The 15,858-nt window shown below is 63.7% G+C and carries 20 protein-coding genes; 1 reads left to right on the top strand and 19 read right to left on the bottom strand.

The window, feature by feature from the left end:
• Positions 1–249: 249 nt before the first annotated feature.
• The 13 genes from AC1Z24_RS08135 to AC1Z24_RS08075 are packed head-to-tail and all read right to left on the bottom strand — an operon-like array spanning position 250 to position 9,131.
• Positions 250–1,296: an EscU/YscU/HrcU family type III secretion system export apparatus switch protein gene (locus tag AC1Z24_RS08135; RefSeq protein ID WP_483745224.1), complete on the bottom strand. Its 1,047-nt coding sequence runs from the start codon at positions 1,294–1,296 to the stop codon at positions 250–252.
• On the bottom strand, positions 1,289–2,107 hold the full coding sequence (gene sctT / locus AC1Z24_RS08130) for a type III secretion system export apparatus subunit SctT (protein WP_259099543.1): 819 nt from the start codon (positions 2,105–2,107) through the stop codon (positions 1,289–1,291). Before sctT ends, AC1Z24_RS08135 begins: the two co-directional genes overlap by 8 nt.
• Before the next feature lie 6 nt (positions 2,108–2,113).
• Positions 2,114–2,383: an EscS/YscS/HrcS family type III secretion system export apparatus protein gene (locus AC1Z24_RS08125; RefSeq protein ID WP_259099540.1), complete on the bottom strand. Its 270-nt coding sequence runs from the start codon at positions 2,381–2,383 to the stop codon at positions 2,114–2,116.
• A 4-nt stretch (positions 2,384–2,387) separates the two neighbouring features.
• A complete protein-coding gene (gene sctR / locus AC1Z24_RS08120; RefSeq protein ID WP_483745223.1) occupies positions 2,388–3,041 on the bottom strand; it encodes a type III secretion system export apparatus subunit SctR in 654 nt (217 codons plus the stop codon).
• Entirely contained in the window at positions 3,038–4,051 is a 1,014-nt protein-coding gene (gene sctQ, locus AC1Z24_RS08115; RefSeq protein WP_483745222.1) for a type III secretion system cytoplasmic ring protein SctQ, read from the bottom strand. Before sctQ ends, sctR begins: the two co-directional genes overlap by 4 nt.
• On the bottom strand, positions 4,048–4,533 hold the full coding sequence (locus AC1Z24_RS08110; RefSeq protein ID WP_483745221.1) for a hypothetical protein: 486 nt from the start codon (positions 4,531–4,533) through the stop codon (positions 4,048–4,050). Before AC1Z24_RS08110 ends, sctQ begins: the two co-directional genes overlap by 4 nt.
• Positions 4,534–4,549: 16 nt before the next feature.
• Complete coding sequence (locus AC1Z24_RS08105) at positions 4,550–5,809, bottom strand: FliI/YscN family ATPase (RefSeq protein ID WP_483746565.1); 1,260 nt, start codon at positions 5,807–5,809, stop codon at positions 4,550–4,552.
• A 59-nt stretch (positions 5,810–5,868) separates the two neighbouring features.
• Positions 5,869–6,459: a FliH/SctL family protein gene (locus AC1Z24_RS08100; RefSeq protein ID WP_483745220.1), complete on the bottom strand. Its 591-nt coding sequence runs from the start codon at positions 6,457–6,459 to the stop codon at positions 5,869–5,871.
• A complete protein-coding gene (locus tag AC1Z24_RS08095; RefSeq protein WP_483745219.1) occupies positions 6,452–7,090 on the bottom strand; it encodes a type III secretion protein in 639 nt (212 codons plus the stop codon). The genes AC1Z24_RS08100 and AC1Z24_RS08095 overlap by 8 nt, the downstream gene beginning before the upstream one ends.
• Positions 7,087–7,860: a type III secretion system inner membrane ring lipoprotein SctJ gene (sctJ, locus tag AC1Z24_RS08090; protein ID WP_259099524.1), complete on the bottom strand. Its 774-nt coding sequence runs from the start codon at positions 7,858–7,860 to the stop codon at positions 7,087–7,089. Before sctJ ends, AC1Z24_RS08095 begins: the two co-directional genes overlap by 4 nt.
• A gap of 3 nt (positions 7,861–7,863) precedes the next feature.
• Positions 7,864–8,307 carry a hypothetical protein gene (locus AC1Z24_RS08085; protein WP_483745218.1) on the bottom strand — a complete coding sequence of 148 codons (444 nt, stop codon included), beginning with the start codon at positions 8,305–8,307 and terminating at the stop codon, positions 7,864–7,866.
• A gap of 10 nt (positions 8,308–8,317) precedes the next feature.
• Positions 8,318–8,539 carry a hypothetical protein gene (locus AC1Z24_RS08080; protein ID WP_259099520.1) on the bottom strand — a complete coding sequence of 74 codons (222 nt, stop codon included), beginning with the start codon at positions 8,537–8,539 and terminating at the stop codon, positions 8,318–8,320.
• 28 nt (positions 8,540–8,567) lie between these two features.
• Positions 8,568–9,131: a type III secretion protein gene (locus AC1Z24_RS08075; protein ID WP_483746564.1), complete on the bottom strand. Its 564-nt coding sequence runs from the start codon at positions 9,129–9,131 to the stop codon at positions 8,568–8,570.
• Between the two features lie 192 nt (positions 9,132–9,323).
• Between AC1Z24_RS08075 and AC1Z24_RS08070 the strand changes: the two genes are divergently transcribed.
• A complete protein-coding gene (locus tag AC1Z24_RS08070) occupies positions 9,324–10,097 on the top strand; it encodes a tetratricopeptide repeat protein (protein WP_483745217.1) in 774 nt (257 codons plus the stop codon).
• Positions 10,098–10,102: 5 nt separating this feature from the next.
• Here AC1Z24_RS08070 and AC1Z24_RS08065 read toward each other — a convergent pair whose 3' ends face one another.
• From AC1Z24_RS08065 to AC1Z24_RS08040, 6 genes are all read right to left on the bottom strand, one after another.
• On the bottom strand, positions 10,103–10,501 hold the full coding sequence (locus AC1Z24_RS08065; protein WP_483745216.1) for a hypothetical protein: 399 nt from the start codon (positions 10,499–10,501) through the stop codon (positions 10,103–10,105).
• 13 nt (positions 10,502–10,514) lie between these two features.
• Positions 10,515–11,837 carry a type II and III secretion system protein family protein gene (locus AC1Z24_RS08060; RefSeq protein ID WP_483745215.1) on the bottom strand — a complete coding sequence of 441 codons (1,323 nt, stop codon included), beginning with the start codon at positions 11,835–11,837 and terminating at the stop codon, positions 10,515–10,517.
• The gene (gene sctV / locus AC1Z24_RS08055; protein ID WP_483745214.1) at positions 11,834–13,969 is read right to left on the bottom strand and encodes a type III secretion system export apparatus subunit SctV; all 2,136 of its coding nucleotides are present in this window, start codon (positions 13,967–13,969) and stop codon (positions 11,834–11,836) included. Before sctV ends, AC1Z24_RS08060 begins: the two co-directional genes overlap by 4 nt.
• Positions 13,966–14,304, bottom strand: a complete 339-nt coding sequence (gene sctY, locus AC1Z24_RS08050) for a type III secretion apparatus assembly chaperone SctY (RefSeq protein ID WP_483745213.1) — start codon at positions 14,302–14,304, stop codon at positions 13,966–13,968. Before sctY ends, sctV begins: the two co-directional genes overlap by 4 nt.
• Positions 14,305–14,490: 186 nt before the next feature.
• The gene (locus AC1Z24_RS08045) at positions 14,491–14,850 is read right to left on the bottom strand and encodes a hypothetical protein (RefSeq protein ID WP_483745212.1); all 360 of its coding nucleotides are present in this window, start codon (positions 14,848–14,850) and stop codon (positions 14,491–14,493) included.
• Between the two features lie 110 nt (positions 14,851–14,960).
• Positions 14,961–15,830, bottom strand: a complete 870-nt coding sequence (locus tag AC1Z24_RS08040) for a SctD/MshK family protein (RefSeq protein ID WP_483745211.1) — start codon at positions 15,828–15,830, stop codon at positions 14,961–14,963.
• Between the last annotated feature and the right edge of the window lie 28 nt (positions 15,831–15,858).

Here is a 15,858-nt window from a genome sequence, read left to right as displayed (position 1 = left end):
GCAGATATGTATCGAATGTACCGGCCTCTTCGCGGGCAAGCCTCGCTCCAACGGATCACTGCTAAATCGGTGGAAGCAAGCTTGCCTGAGAAGGCCTAGGTTCTGGCGCACCTGTGGGACCGGCTTTAGCCGGGAAAGCGTCGGGACAAACGATATAAATGCATCGTTCACACCAACGTCTTCCCGGCTAAAGCCGGTCCCACAATTTTGTGTTCCTTCTTGTTCGCGCGGTGACAGAAACATTGATCTTCAGATCAACCGCGCCGCCACCAGCAGATCCGCCACCGCCTGGAAGGTCTGGTCCGGCACCGGATCACCCGGCACCGCGCGGCGGGCAATCTCGCCTGCCAGGTTCGGGTCCATGGCATGGGCGATGCCCAGGCGGGTGGCTTCGGCGAGGATAGCCGGGGAGTCAGCAGGTTCCGTGCGGCTGACCACGATGGGCACCGGCGTTTCCCCACGCACATAGCGCAGCCCCACCACCCAGCCACCGGACACACCGATCACCAGAGAGGCCCGGGCCAGGCCCAGCTTGGTCGCCAGGGCCTGCATTTCCCGGCGCTGGCGCTGGCGTTCGCTCTTGATCAGCGGGTCGCCGTCGATGTCCTTGCGTTCACGCTTCTGCTCGCTGCGGGTCATTTTCATGTCCCGGCCAAACAGCCAGCGCTGCATCATCACATCAGCCCCGCCGACCAGTAAAAACGCCGCCAGCACGGTAAACACCAACGGCTTGAGCACCAGAAAAAACGTCGACTCAATGCATCCCGCGCCACAGCGCGACGATTCCATCAGCGCCTGCAAGGCATGCCGTCCAACCACGTAGAACGCCAGCCCGAGCAGATGTACCTTGACCAGGCCCTTGAGAAATTCGACCACATTGCGCAAGGCAAAGATGCGCTTGAAGCCCTCTGCCGGGTTGATCCGCTTGAAGTCCGGCTTGATCGGCTCCACCGAGAACACCACGCCGCGCATGGTGATCAGGTTGGTCAGGATCACCACGCCCATGGTCACCGCCATCACTGGCAAGGTGATGCTGATCAGCAGGCGCTCGGCAGTATCCAGCACTCGCGGCCACACCGTGGCGAAGGGTTCGATATAGATCTGTGCAGTCAGGTCGATCAACTTGCGCACTTGGGCCTCGGCACGTGGCGCCATGATCGAGATGCACAGGGTACAGAACAGAATGACCATGCCCGAGACCAGATCCTGGCTCTTGGCGACCTGGCCTTTCTTGCGCGCGTCCTTGAGTTTCTTGTCCGTGGCGGGCTGGGATTTCTCTTCGCTGGTATCAGCCATGGCTGTCTCCTACCAGGCTCTTGAGCAGCTCCACGGTGCCACGGAATTCCGCCAGTTGATCGAGCATCAAGGGGATCAGGAAGCCGATATAAATCACCATCAGAATGGTGAAAAACAGGTTCTTCACCGGCAGCGACAAGTCGAAGATATGCAGGCTCGGCGCCATGCGCGACAGGTAGGCCAGCATCAGGTCGGTGACCAGCAGGGAGATGATCAAGGGCGAAACCATCAGTACGCCGATGCGCATCACCTGATCGAGAATCGACAGCACCGCCAGCAACGCCGACGAGGCAAACAGCGGGGTAAAGGCCGTGACCGGCCATAACTGGTAGCTATGGAAATAGCCGTCGACCATCAGGATAAAACCGCCGGACATAAAGAACAGGGTGATCAGCATCACCGTCAGCAGCGTCGCCATGACACTGGACTCCCCGGACGACAGCGGGTCCACCAGTTGCGCCATGGTCGAGCCGCGTTGCAGGTCGATCAGCTCCCCCGCCACTTCCGCCGCCCAGAAGGGGATGCCGAACAACAGCCCGACCAGCAGGCCAATCAGAAACTCCTTGATCAGCAACCCGGCGAGCCAGAAGCTGCCGTGCTCGGGCATGGAGGTAAACGCGGTAAAGGTCGGCAGGAACATCGGTACCGAAATTGCCACCGCCACACAGCCACGGATCATCCCGGTGAGGCCCAGGCGGTTGAACGCAGGCGTTATCACCACCAGGCCCATGGCTCGCGAAGCCGAGAGCGCCGCCGAGCTGATCACCGGGTAAGCGACCTCGAGAAACGTATTGACCAGAGCCGCATCCATGCCCGGTCAGCGCGTCCACAGCGGGAAGTTGTCCAGCACCGTGCTGCCCAGTTCCGCCACTTGCCCGGCCAATAACGGCCCGACAAAGACGATCACCAGCAGCACCGCCACCAGTTTGACCACCTGCGGCAACGTCTGGTCCTGAATCTGGGTCAGGGCCTGCAACAGACCAACGCTGAGGCCGACGATGATCGCCACGCCCAAGGCCGGTGCGGACAACAGCAGCACCGTCATCAGCGCCTGTTTCATCAACGAAAGAAAAACGTCCTGCCCCATGGGTTCACCCGTAGCTAAGAATCAGACCGTGCATCAAGCGCGACCAGCCGCTCAACGAGACAAAAAGGAACAGCTTCAGCGGTATTGATATCAACGTCGGCGAGACCATAGACATGCCCATCGCCATGAGCACGTTGGACACCAACAGATCCACCACCAGAAACGGGATGTACAACAGGAAACCGATCTCGAAGGCCCGGGTCAGCTCCGAACTGACAAAGGCCGGGACCAGCACCACCATGTCGTCATCACGCAGGTCGGCCCGGGCTTCCGGCGACCAGATGGTCTCCGTGGCCTGGACGAAAAAGCCGCGCTCGCTCTGATTGGCAAAACGCGACAGATGCGCCTGCAAGGGTGGGCGCAAGGCCTCGCCGAACTCCTTGACCTGCTCGACGTTCTCCATGTTCAGGTCGCGCCCCTGCACCTGGCGGTACATGTCGCCAATCAGCGGCGTGGTCACATACACCGAGAGGATCAGGGCGATGCCGTACAACACCAGGTTCGGCGGCGTCTGCTGCACGCCCAGGGCGTTGCGGATCAGGAACAGCACCACGGAAATCTTCATGAAGCCGGTCAGGGTCACCACCGCCAGCGGGATCAGACCGATGGTGGCGACGACCAGAATGATCTCGATCAGGTTCGGCTGATAGCCGCTCATGGCGTGGCGAAGCTCAGCAGGCGCACGCCCAGGCCTTCACCGATCTGCACCAGTTGGCCCTGACCGACACGGCGGCCGTTGATCATCAGATCGACGCCTTCGTGCATGCTCGGCGTCAGTTGCAGCAGGCTGCCCGTGCCCAGTTCGCGCAGTTGCGCGAGGGTCATCTCGACACTGCCGACCTGACACACCAGCTTGAGTTGCAGTTCGTTCAGACTCGCGTCCAGACTCGCTTCCAGGCCGCGCGCAGCCCCCACTTCAGTCATGTGATGCTCCTTCATAGAATTCACGGCAAAAGGTTGCTCAAGCAGTTGCAGGCGCTGCCCGTCCAGTTGCGCCCGGGCCTGCAGCCCCGTCACAGCGCACAGACGCACCAGGCCGGCGGGCCACGGGTCGAGCATCACCACGTCCCCCGGCAGCAGGCTGCGCAGCTCGGCCAGGGTCAGCCAGGCTTCGCCGCTGTCCACGGTCATGGGCAGCGGCAGATGGCCCAGATCGTGGGGCACGGCCGGCGCATAAAGATCGAGAGCGGCGGCCAGCAAATCGGCGCCGTCTTCGTCCATATGCAGTTGCAGCGGCCACTCGGCGGCCTCGCCCAGTTGCACGCTCAGGTGCATGCCCAGAGGGCCGCGCACGCGCGGTGTCGGATTGCCCAAGACCCGCAGCGGCAGGCCGAACAGTTGCTCAATGGGCAGGATCAGCGGCAGCAGTGCCTGCTCCAGCAGCAGGCTGCCGGCCAGGCTGTGGGGCGTTACGCTGGCAGGCAGACCAAGCACTCGTAGTGCTTCGTCAGGCAGTCTCAAGGCAAACAGCGCTTGCCCAAGGCTCAGCCACAGCTCAACAGCGGCATCGGCCTCCACACCATTCCAACGCACCACAAGCGGCTGCCCGGCAAACTGCCCGTGCCAGTCACGGCGCGGCTGATGCAGGCGGTTGTGCAGCGCCGTCCACTGCCGGTCATGCCGGGGCAGGCTGATCTGCGGCCAGACGATGGCCTCATGGGAGGTCAAGGCGCGCTCCCGGACAGCAGCGCCGACAGGGGCGCAAACAGGTCATCGGCTTCTTCGCGCTGTTCGTTTTGCCGACGCTCGCCCTGCTCCCGGCCATCGACCAACACCTGCCAGGCATCAGCCTGACGCTGGCGCGCCGCGCGGGCAATGCGGAACACCTCGCGCTCCTGCTCCTGCCCATCAAGCAACTGGCTGACTTCTGCCACGCCGCTTTGCAGTTGCTGGTTATCGTCTTCCAGCTCGGCCAGGCGCTCCTGGGCCTCGTGCCAGGCATTGATCGACAGGCCTTCGCTGAAACGGCCATAGAGTTTCTCGGCTTCCCGGGCGATGGACTCGCGATGCAGGCGCAGTTTTTCCTTGGCATCATCCAAGGCGACGTTGGTCTCGCGGCAACGCTGTTGCTGCGCAGCCAATTGGCTTGAGGCGCGCTGTTCGCGCAATTGCCGCAGTGCGTGCAGGTTGCGCAGATCGTGGCTGTTCATAAGGTCTCCATGGTGTTCATGCCAACACCTTGCGCATATGTCTGAGGGTTTCGTCCGGGCTGCTCGGCTCGCCGGCGGCCTGGCGTAAAAAAGCTTCGATGGCGTCGTGGCGGGCGATGGCTTCGTCGGCCAGAGCGTCGCTGCCGGGCGCGTACTCACCGATGCGGATGAGCATTTCGATTTCGGTGCGCCGCGCCATCAACTCGCGGATTCGCCGGGCCAGGCGGCGCTGTTCGTCGCTGCTGACCTGATCCATCAGACGGCTACGGCTGCGCAGCACATCGATGGCCGGGAAGTAGTTGCGCTGGGCCAGTTCGGCGCTCAGCACGATATGGCCGTCGAGGATCGAGCGGGCTTCTTCGGCCACCGGATCGGTCGCGGCATCGCCTTCGGTGAGCACGGTGTACAACGCCGTGATGCTGCCTGTGGCGCCGGGGCCGGCACGCTCCAACAAACGCGGCAGGGCGGAAAAGAATGACGGCGGATAACCGCGTCGGGTCGGTGGTTCGCCCACCGCCAGGCCGATCTCGCGCTGGGCCCGGGCGAAGCGGGTCAGGCTGTCCATCAACAACAGCACATTTCGGCCCTGATCCCGGTGATATTCAGCCAGAGCGGTGGCGACATATGCGGCCCGCACCCGTTCGGCAGCAGGCCGGTCCGAGGTGGCGACCACGGCGACCGTGCGCTCCCGGGCCTGGGCATCGAGCTGCACGTCCAGCAGCTCGCGCACTTCACGGCCGCGCTCACCGATCAGGCCGATGACGATCACATCGGCATTGGTATTACGCACGATGCTCGCCAGCAGCGACGACTTGCCTACACCCGGCTCGCCGAATACGCCCATGCGTTGGCCCTGGGCCAGGGTCAGCAGGCCGTCGATGGAACGCACGCCAAGGGACATGGGATTGACGATCAACTGCCGGGCAAAGGGCGCCGGCGGTTCAGCATGCAGCGGGTAACGTTGCAGATTGCCCAGAGGCAGTACGCCGTCACCGTCCAGGTAGTCGCCCATGGGGCTGATCACTCGCCCCAGTTGGCCATCGCCGACGCTGACCCCAAGGGTCTCGCCGGTGGCGGTGATTTCGGTGCGGGTAGACAGCCCCTCCATGGAGCCAATGGGCGACAGGATCGCTTCGTCTTCATCAAAGCCAATCACTTCGGCGGCGAGGCTGCGACCGGTACTGGGGTCGCGCAGCTGACACAGTTCGCCGATACGTACACCGGCGACACTGGCCCGCAGCAGCACCCCGCGAATACTGCGGATGGTGCCTTTCATGGGGCGCGGCCGGGCATCGGCCAGACGTTCGTGCAGGCGAGGGATCAGCAGTTCCAGGCTCACGACGCGACCTCGGCGAAGGGCAGCAGGCTGCGGCGCAGGGCTTGCAATTGCGCATCCAGGCCCAGTTCCACCGAGCCGACCGGGCTGCTCAGGCGCGCCTGGCCGAAGGTCAACTGATCGTCGGATTCGACAGTGATCGCGGGCAGGCTGTCGAGTTCGCTTTTCAGCCGGCGACGCACCGCTTCCACCTGCAGGCGCGGCACAAACAGAGTCAGCGCCTGATCCTGGCGAAAGGCGGCCAAGGCCTTGCGCGTACAACTCACTACGCGCTCGGCATCGTCCATGCCTTCAAGCACCTCGCGGGCAATGCCCAGGGCCAGCTCGGCAAGAGCACTTTCCAGCCCGGCCAGATAGGCCTCAACCTTGGCCGAGGTGTGCGCCAGCAGCGCGCTGACCTGCTCGGCGCCTTCCAGACGGGCACTTTCGAAGCCTTCGGCGCGGGCCTGTTCCAGCCAGTGGCCGCTGTCCTGGCGGATCAGTTCGGCTTCGTCGCGAGCGGCCTGCAAGAAGGCGTAACCATCGGTCCACAGCTGTGCCTCAGCGGCACGGAGGATGCGCGCGGCCGGGCGGCTCGGCAGATTATTCATGCGTCACCTCGACAGGGTTCAGCTCGGTTTCACCACGGGCGAAGGTCGCCGCAATACTGCGCACAATGCGGATATCCACCGGGGTGCGCGGGTCGTGCACGCCCGGATCGACCAGACGCAAACGCAGCCAGTCGCTCAATAACGGCGGCTGTGCCTGCAACCAGGCCGAGACACACAAAGCACCGTCATGATCGATGGCTGCCAGCAGTTCGTCGGGCTGGCGCAGCAGGTCCGCCGCCCCGGCCAACGAGCGATGGGTCAGGGCCAGAGCGAAGACTTCGTTGCCCAGGGCCGCGCGCAACTGGTTGACCACTTCGCTACGAATCTCCCGGCTCAGGGTCGCCGCATGCCAGATGGCGCCACACAAGCGCGGCAGGCGGCGGAAAGCTTCAGGCGTCATCAGCAGCACCGGCAAATCTTCGTCCGCCGGCATGGGTGCCTCGGCCAAGGGTTGCAGCTGAAAATGCGCCTGCAGCAGCTCCAGCAAGCGCGGCTGAAAGCGCGGCTCCTTGCGCAAAGCGTGGATGCGCTCGGCGGCCACCTCAGCGGGAAAACACGCGGCCAGGCGCTGGCGATCAACGAAAGCCAGGGGTTGCTCAAGCAGTTCCTGCCATTGTTGCACCTGACTCATGAGGCCTCCGGCAAGGCATACAGGCTCTGGCCGCGACGGCGGTGCCACGACTGCCAAGCCAGCACCCCAGCGAGAACCAGTACCAGCAACAGGCTGCCGCCGAACAACAGGCGGGCCTGGGGCAGATTGTCTTCGAGCATCCAGATGCCCATGAAACTGCTCATGCGCGGCTGTCCGCTGGCGTTATGGGTCGGGATGGCGGCCTTGATTGCCGTCACCGAGACGCCGTCGTAACTGAGGCCGGAGATGCCGTTGGCGACCAGCGTCTTGATCTGCGGAATCAGCGGGTTGATATCGGTATTGGCGTCGTAGCGCACCAGCACCGAGGCCGATGATGGCGAGATCACCCGCTTGAGCAGGTCGTTGTCGGGCAGCACCACATGCACCCGCGCCGAGACGATGCCGTCGATCTGCGACACACTGTGGGACAGCTCTTCGCTCAGGGCATAGACCATCTGCGCCCGCTCCTGCACCGGCGACGACACCAGGCCGTTGCCCTTGAACACTTCGCCCATATTGGCGAAATTCTGCCCCGGCAAGCCGGCTTCATCGAGCAGGGCCATGGCCTCGGCAAAGCGCCGCTCGTCCACCACCAGCTTGAGCTGGCCGTTGTCCTGGACCTTGCGCGAAGCCGGGATGCCGTCGCGCAGCAACACCGCAAGCATGGCATTGGCCTCGCGCTCGCTGAGGTTGCTGTACAGGTCCATGTCGCAGGCCTGCAACAGCCCGGCAAGGGCGACGATGATCATCAAACGCGCGGCACGGAGCATGGGTTATTGACCTTTGAGCAGGGTGTTGGCGGAGCCGGAAATCTGCGTCGCGCCCCGCACCACCATCTGCGTTTCAATGGAGTAATCGAACATCTTGCCCAGGGAATGGACGATCTGATCGACCTGTTTATCGCCGACCTTCTTCGCCCCTTCGCCATTGGCGGTGGCCGGGGTGGCGGCGGTTTTTTCCGCAGCCGACGTTGGCTGCGAGGCACCTGAAGGCGCGCCGTTGCCGAGCACTTCGGCGCGCTCGGAGAAACTGCGGGAACGGTCGATGAAACCATTGAGTCGTTCCATCAGGCCTTCGCCGAGCTGATGCGGGCTGGCCCCCTCGGGCATGCCCTTGGAGGTGGTTGCCATATGTTCAAAGAGGTTCTGGGAAGCCTGAAGCCCTCCCTGCCCTCCTGACGGCGGCAATGCCGCCGTGGCTGCGAGACTTGCGGTCATGGTCTGGCCTCTATTCTTCGTCGTCTTCCGACGACTGGGCTTCGTTCAGCATTTCCTGGGCCTTGGGCATGATGATGAACTGGCCGCCGATGGTGACGGCCTGGGTGATCAGGGCCTCGGTGAAATCCTCATCGCTCATCTCATCCTTGGACTTGTCCACCGCGGCGTTGAACTTGGCTTCGGCGCTGGCCGGCGGGGTGCTGATGCTGCTGTCGATCGGTGCTACGGACATGGGGCTTCTCCTGGTCTGGCGTTAGGGATCAGTTGTCGCTCACGACGCTGCCACGAAACACCCGCATGCCGCGCTCGCGGGCCACGGGCGCGACGACAGGGCGCGGTTGCTGGTCAATATGCTGCTGGATCATGTTCAGGTAAGGCGGCGGCCCGGAGACGAACAGTTCGTCGCCGTCGGGGCTGGGGCGCATGGACAATTGCTTGCCGTACACATCCAGGCCCGCGAGGTAACCGCGCAGTTGATCAAGGTTCAAATGGCCCTGGCCCTTGAACAGGCGCGTGGCGATTTCATCGTCGGCATTGAGGTACAGCACGTTGCCGTCGAAGTACCAGCCCAGGCCGTTGGTGTCGCATAGTTGAGTGAGGAAATCCCCGGCAGTGGCGCCGCGCACGACACTGCGCGACTTGCCCCAGACCTTGTCCGAGAGCACCACGATCAGGCCCAGGTTATGGCCGAACTCGGTAAGGGCGGCGCGCACGTCCTGCTCGACCAGGACATAGGCGTAGGGCTCGCTGAACCAGGTGGGGTCGTCAGTCGATTGCGCAAAAACAGGCAGCGGCGCCAGAAGCAGCAGGCACAACACGATCAATGCAGGGGCGAGGCTTGCCCGCGAAGGCAATCTTTCATCCTCAAAAAATGTATGGGCTGTACCGGCCTCTTCGCGGGCAAGCCTCGCTCCCACAGGTAGGGGGGTTGCCGCGAAATCCTGGTGTACATAACGGTCGCTATTGCCGACTAAATCGCTAAGATGACCATCCCGTTGTCCGGCCGAGACCTGTTTATGTTCAACCGCTTGCCGTTGCTGATCGCCACCGCCCTGCTCGCTTCCTGCGCCAGCCAGCCACCGACCGATGACAGCTATGCACGCTTCATGAGCCTGGCCGGTGATCTGCAGAAACGCGGCGATGCAACCACGGCCGCGTCGCTGTACGAGAAGGCCACGCAGCAGCCGGGCAGCCATGTCGAGGCCTGGCTGAAACTGGGTGAGACGCGTCTGGCCAGCGGCGATGCCCGGGGTGCCGAGCGGGCTTACCAGCAGGCCTTGGAACTCAAGCCCGGTGACGTCGATGCCCTGCTCGGTCTGGGTACCACTCAAGTGCGCCTGGGCAAACTGGACCGCGCCGTCACCGCCCTGACCCAGGCTGCCAATACGGGCAATCGCGCCGATGCCTGGAACCGCCTGGGCATCGCCGAGATCCTGCGTGGCCAGGCCCCGGCCGCGCAAAGTGCCTTCAGCAAGAGCGTCGCCCTTGCCCCCAACGACCTCGACAGCCGCTGCAACCTGGCCCTGGCCTACGCCCTCGGCGGGCAGGCGCAGCAGGCTCTGGACACCATTCACAGCGTCGCCCAGTCGCCCCGTGCGCAACCCCGGCATCAGCGCAACGAGCTGCTGATCACCGTGCTGGCCGGACGCGAGCAGGACGTCGCCGGCATGACCCTGGAAGACATCCCCGCCACCGAGCGTCAGACCCTGCTGATCGAAGCAAGGCGCATCAAGGCCATCGCCGACCCGGCCGTGCAGGCCCGGGAACTGGGTCTGGTGGACGCTCACTAAGGCCTTCATTGCTTTTCCTGCTTGTCGGCGCGGGACTCTTGTTCGTCCTTGCGCCGACGCAATTCTTCACGGTCATAGCCGTCGATATACACCTGGGCCGCCCGGCCCACTGGCGCGGCCATGGTCGGCCCGGTGGCACGGCCCTGGAACAGATCGCCGCGCTGCTCGACCATCTGCAGCAGCGTGAGATTGTTGGCGCAACCCGGTGCCAGCAGCGGCACGTAGTCCTCATCGGTATCAAAGACATCTTCGGCAGGCGGCTTCAGGCATTCCACCGGCAGCAGTTCGACCCGGCCATCAGCACCAACCAGGCGTTGGTAGTCCGGCGAGTAGGACGCAGGCTCCAGATGGTTCTTGCAACCAGCCAGCAGCAGGATCAGGAGTGGCAGGACTAAGGGCTTCATGGTCGCTCCGTGATCAATTCATATAGAAGCCGAACCGGCCGCCCTGGCGCGGTCCGGCCGAGGCCGTGGTGGTCGCGGCGCCGGGCAGCGGATCCAGCGGCGTGGCCAGGGTGCGGCCACGTACCGGCTGCACCAAGTACGGCGTGATCAGGATCACCAGTTCGGTTTCGTTGCGCTGGAAGCGCTTGGAGCGGAACAGGTTGCCGAGGATCGGCATGTCACCGAGCATCGGCACCTTTTCCACGTCCTGACTGCTTTCGCGCTGGAATAGCCCGGCAATGGCGAAGGTCTGGCCGCTGCCCACTTCCACCCGGGTATCGGCGCGGCGCACGCGGAACGACGGCACCAGGTAGCCATTGACGTTGACCGTATTGCTGCCCATCAGGCTGCTGACTTCCGGACGCACTTGCAGGGCGATGCGACCGTTGGGCAACAGGGTCGGGCTGAACAGCAGCGAAACCCCGTAGGACTTGTATTCGATGCCCACCAGGTCGCGATTGACCGGCACCGGCACGGCGACTTCGCCACCGGCGAGGAAGCTGGCGGTCTGGCCGGTCATGGCGGTGATATTGGGTTCGGCGAGGATTTCCAGGATGCCGTTGCTTTGCAGGGCTTCGAGCATCGCATCGATATTCAGGTTGCCCGAGGCCAGCCCGGCGCTCACCACGTTGGACGCACCGCTGGCGGCATCGGCCGCCAGGGCACCACCGGTCAGCAGGCCGAACGAGAAGGTGCCGTTATTGAACAGGGCATTCCAGTTCACCCCGTAGCGCAGCAGCTCCGAGCGCGAGACTTCGGCAAAGCGCACGCGGATGTTGACCTGGGCCGAGCCGCTGTATTCGGTGCTGTTCAGGGCCGGTTGCATGCCCTGCCCCTGCACGCTGAGCAAGGCATTGAGATCGGTGGCTTCGCCGACATCCTGCACCGTGCCCTTGGCCACCAGACGATTCCCGGCGGCGCTGATATGGGCGCTGCTGTCCGGGTGCAGATCCTTGAGTGGGCGGCTGACGCCCTGACTGCTGCTGTTTACCGCCAGATTCAGCGAGGCGACCTGCTGGCCGTCACTGCCCAGGGCGATCAGGCTGGTCTGGCCCGGCGCCTTGCCGAAGATATAAATCACGCCGGGGGACACCACTTGCAGGTCGGCGACCCCAGGCTCGGCCACCAGTACTGACTCTACCGGCGCCTTGAAATGCAGAATGCGTCCCTCGCCGGAGGCCAGATCCAGCGTGGCATTACTGCCTTTGGCGATGTCCTGGGCAACGGCCAGCAACGGCAAAAAAGTCGCCAGCAGACCCAGATAACGGATGACGCGCGCGGGGGAAAAACAGGTCATGAAGCATTCGCCAGAGAAGAAGGAGTCGGAGTAGCGGAACGCTGCGGTGCATCACTGAGGCTGACGGTGCCAACGGCCTGCAGGTTGTATTCCCCCGCCAGCTCGCGGAACGACAGCACCGCCAGCTCGATCTCGCCGCGCACGATCAGGCGACGCAGGGCGCGGCGCAGTTCCGGGTGAGCCAGCAGTACGGTGCGGCGGTCATCGGGCAAGCGCTCGCAGATATGCCGCAGCTGCACGAGCACGGCGCGGCTGGTCTGTTCCGGGATTGAGTCGCGGCTGCCGTCCTGACGGCGCAGGCTGGAGCGCAGTTGTTCTTCCAGAGCGGGCGCCAGGACGAAGGCGCTGATCACCCGATTGCGATCGGCATACTGATGACTGATCTGCCGTGCCAGAGCTGCGCGCAAGTGTTCGGCCAGGCGTGCGGCATCCGCTTCGCGGCCGCCCCACTCAACCATGGCTTCGAGCAACGCACGCTGATTGCGGATCGACACACCTTCAGCGACCAGGCAACGCAAGGCTTCGGCCACCCGTTGCAAAGGCACGCTGCGCAACACTTCCTTGACCAGTTCGCCGTAGCTGCCCTCCATGCGCTCGAGCAGCGCACGGGTCTCCTGAATACCAAGGAAATCGGCGGCATAGCGGCGCAAGGTACGTTCGAGCACGGCACGCAGGATTTCGTCGGGGAACAGAAAGCCGACCCCGGCCTCTTCCAGGCGCGCTTGATGATGCCTTTCGATCCACTGCCCCGGCCGCTGGCTCAGGGGTGAGTCGGCTTCCAGCGCCGGGATATCCAGCAACTGCGCGTGCACCGGGTCGTCCTTGAGCAACAGGCAATCCACCGGTAGCTCGCCTTCGCAGACTGGCACGCCTTCCAACTCGATAACAAAACGCTGGGCTGCGGCCTTGCGCTCGGTATAGATCTCGGCCTCGGGCACCTCGATACCCAGGTCGCCGCGAATCTCGTGGCACAGGGCTTCGATGCGTTGGCGCAGAGGCTGCTCCGGTGCCGATGCGGCCAGGCCCGGCCCGAGAATCAGCAGCAGGCGGCAGTCCAGAGGCTTGATCAGCAGCGGTGCCGATTCGACCGTTTCGTATTCGTGCACCTCGCCCGGCGCCTCTTCCACCACGGCTTGCAGCGGTTGCACCCTCTGCCGCCGCCACATGAAAAACGCCGAGGCACCGAGGATCGCCGCCAGGCCGATAAACACCAGCGCCGGGAAGCCCGGCAGCAGGGCGACACCCAGCAGGATCAGCGCAGTCAGGCTCAGAGCGCGGTGGCTGGCGCCCAGTTGGGCCAGGATCTCGGTGCCGAGGTTGCCTTCGGTGTTATCGCTGTTGACCCGGGTCACCACGGTGCCCGCCGCCACGGAAATCAGCAGCGCCGGAATCTGTGCGATCAGGCCGTCGCCGACCGTCAACAGCGAGTAGGTGTGCACCGCCACACCGAAGGGCATGTCCCGCTCGATCATGCCGATCAGCATGCCGCCGAGCAGGTTGACCGCGAGGATCACCAGACCGGCGATGGCATCGCCCTTGACGAATTTCATGGCGCCGTCCATCGCGCCGAACATCTGGCTTTCCCGCTCCAGCCGCGAACGCCGACGCCGCGCTTCCGGCTGATCGATATCGCCGTTGCGCAGGTCGTTGTCGATGCTCATCTGCTTGCCGGGCATGGCGTCCAGAGTGAAACGTGCCGCCACTTCCGCGACCCGCTCGGCGCCCTTGGTGATCACCACGAACTGCGCCACGGTGATGATCAGGAACACCACCAGGCCGACGACTACCTGCCCGGCGATCACGAAGTCACCGAAGGCCTTGACGATATGCCCGGCATTGCCGTCGAGCAGGATCAGGCGCGTGGTGGTGATGGACAGGGACAGGCGAAACAGCGTGCTGAGCAGAATCAGCGGCGGCAGCGCCGAGAACTCCACCGAGTGGGAGATATAGAAGGCGACGATAAGGATCAGGATGCTCAGCGCGATATTCAGGCCGATGAGCATGTCGACCAGATAAGTCGGCAAAGGGATGATCATCATGACGATGGCCATCAGCATAAAGGCGACGATAATCACGTCGGTGCGCTGTGCGGCGATGCGAGCCAGGCCGTTGAGCCGGTTCATCAGGTTCATGCCGCCACCCTGCGCGCCGCCAGATAGCGCTTGAAGCACTGCCGCGCCTCTTCCATGCGTGCGCCGCGCCACAGGGCCCGACTGCGCAGCAATAACAGGCCGCTGGATTCGCCCTCCTGCTCGGCCAGACGGTCCAGCGCATTAAGGGCGCGTTCGGCATCGCCGCTGTCGGTAAAGGTCATGGCCAGGGTGCGCAGCAGTGTGTTGTCCTCGGGGGCCATTTGCACGGCGATCAACAGCATCACCAGGGCACGCTGGGCCTGACCGCTGCGGCGATAGAGATCGCCCATGCCCTTGAGCAGCTCGATGCAGTCCTGATCGTCACGCGCGGTCATTGCAGAGCCCCTTGTGGCAGCAAAAAATAGATAACCCTATGAAATAAATGATTTTTTGTGGGAGTGAATTCATTCGCGAATGGGGTAGTACAGTCGATAAATCGCTGTCGCCTGAAATACCGCTTTGGCGAATGAAGTCACTCCCACCCTGCCAGGTGTTCGCGGCTCCTGTGCCGAAGAAGATGCTCATACCTGCACCTCTGCACGCTGCTGTTCCAGGCTCTGGCGCATATGGATTTCCTCGCGGATCAGGTCTTCGGCCAGGGTCTTGATCTCGGGCTCGGCATCCAGCCCGGGCAGGACTTCGTCCAGCAAATAGTTGAGAATTTCCAGTGAACGCGTGCTGCCGAACAGCTCCGGGCTGATGCCTTCGCTGCTGCCAGCCTGCTCGACATCGCCGCGCAACGAGCGCCGCGCCACGCCCTCGCGCTTGCTCAGCACCGCCTCGAAGCGCGCACTCTGGCGCGCAACCACCGGACGAATGCTCTCGACCGCAGCCGTCTTGTCGGTAGGTGTGGGCAGTAAGGGGCGCGGATCGACTCTCATCAGGCAACCTTCAATTATTCGAGTTGATCATGCGTTCCGTAGGAGCTGCCGAAGGCTGCGAAGGGATGTGAGGGCCATTCGCAGCCTTCGGCAGCTCCTGCCAAAAGGGGCTACAGAGTCAACGTAAACCGCTCTTCACCCCTGGCCAGAATCACCTGGTTATTTTCGATCCTCTCCAGCATCCAGCCGTCGGCCAGGGCTGCGCCGGGGTAGAGACGGCGGCCGCTGTCGTTGATCACGTATGGATTGGTGCCGAACCACACTGCCTGGAACCGCACCCGCGGCTTGGCGATTTCGCTGTGCTGGGTGACGTTGGCCTGGAGCAGCACCTGCTGGCCGAACTGTTGGTCATAGGCCTGTTGCAGGGCGATCCAGCGTGGTTTTTGTGTCGGGTCGTAGGCGCCTTCGGCGATCAACTGGCTGCCCGCCTCACTGACCCGGATACCCTTGAGGTCGGCGGCAGAGAGTTGCTGATCGAGCCAGATATGCGCCTGGGCTGGCGTATTCACCGGCACCTGAGGCACACGGGGCGGGGCGCTGACAGCCAGTGCCGTCGGGGCGCTCGGTTCGCTGCGAAAGGCAAAGGCGCCGACGCACAAAACCATCAGCACCACGGCCAACAGCCAGTGCAATTTGCTGCGCCAGATCGAGGCCTGTGCCGCAGCGGGCGCGCGCTCGGGCGAGCTGCTGTCCAGGCGCAGGTGCGCATCGCCCAGGCCGATTTGCAGCGGCAGCTGGGCACGATGGCCATTACCTTTGGGAATGCGGATTTGCTGCCCGTGCAGGTCGACGACAATCAGGTCGCCACCCAAGGCTTCGACGGCCACGCGGCCATCGACGAAGCGCAGCACCATATGCCGTTCGGCGATACCGGCGTCGCTGAGAATGAGATCGGCGCTGGAGGCGCTGCCGATAATATAGACGGCACTGTCCAGGGTCAGATTGACGCCCTGGTGCAGGCCATGAGTGATGCTGAGCACGGGTGCGCTCTTGCCTGATGCCGAGGAA

It is taken from the genome of Pseudomonas sp. JL23 (genome assembly GCF_056933585.1).
Note: the sequence above shows the minus strand (reverse complement) of the source record. Positions and strands in the feature narration are given on the sequence as shown.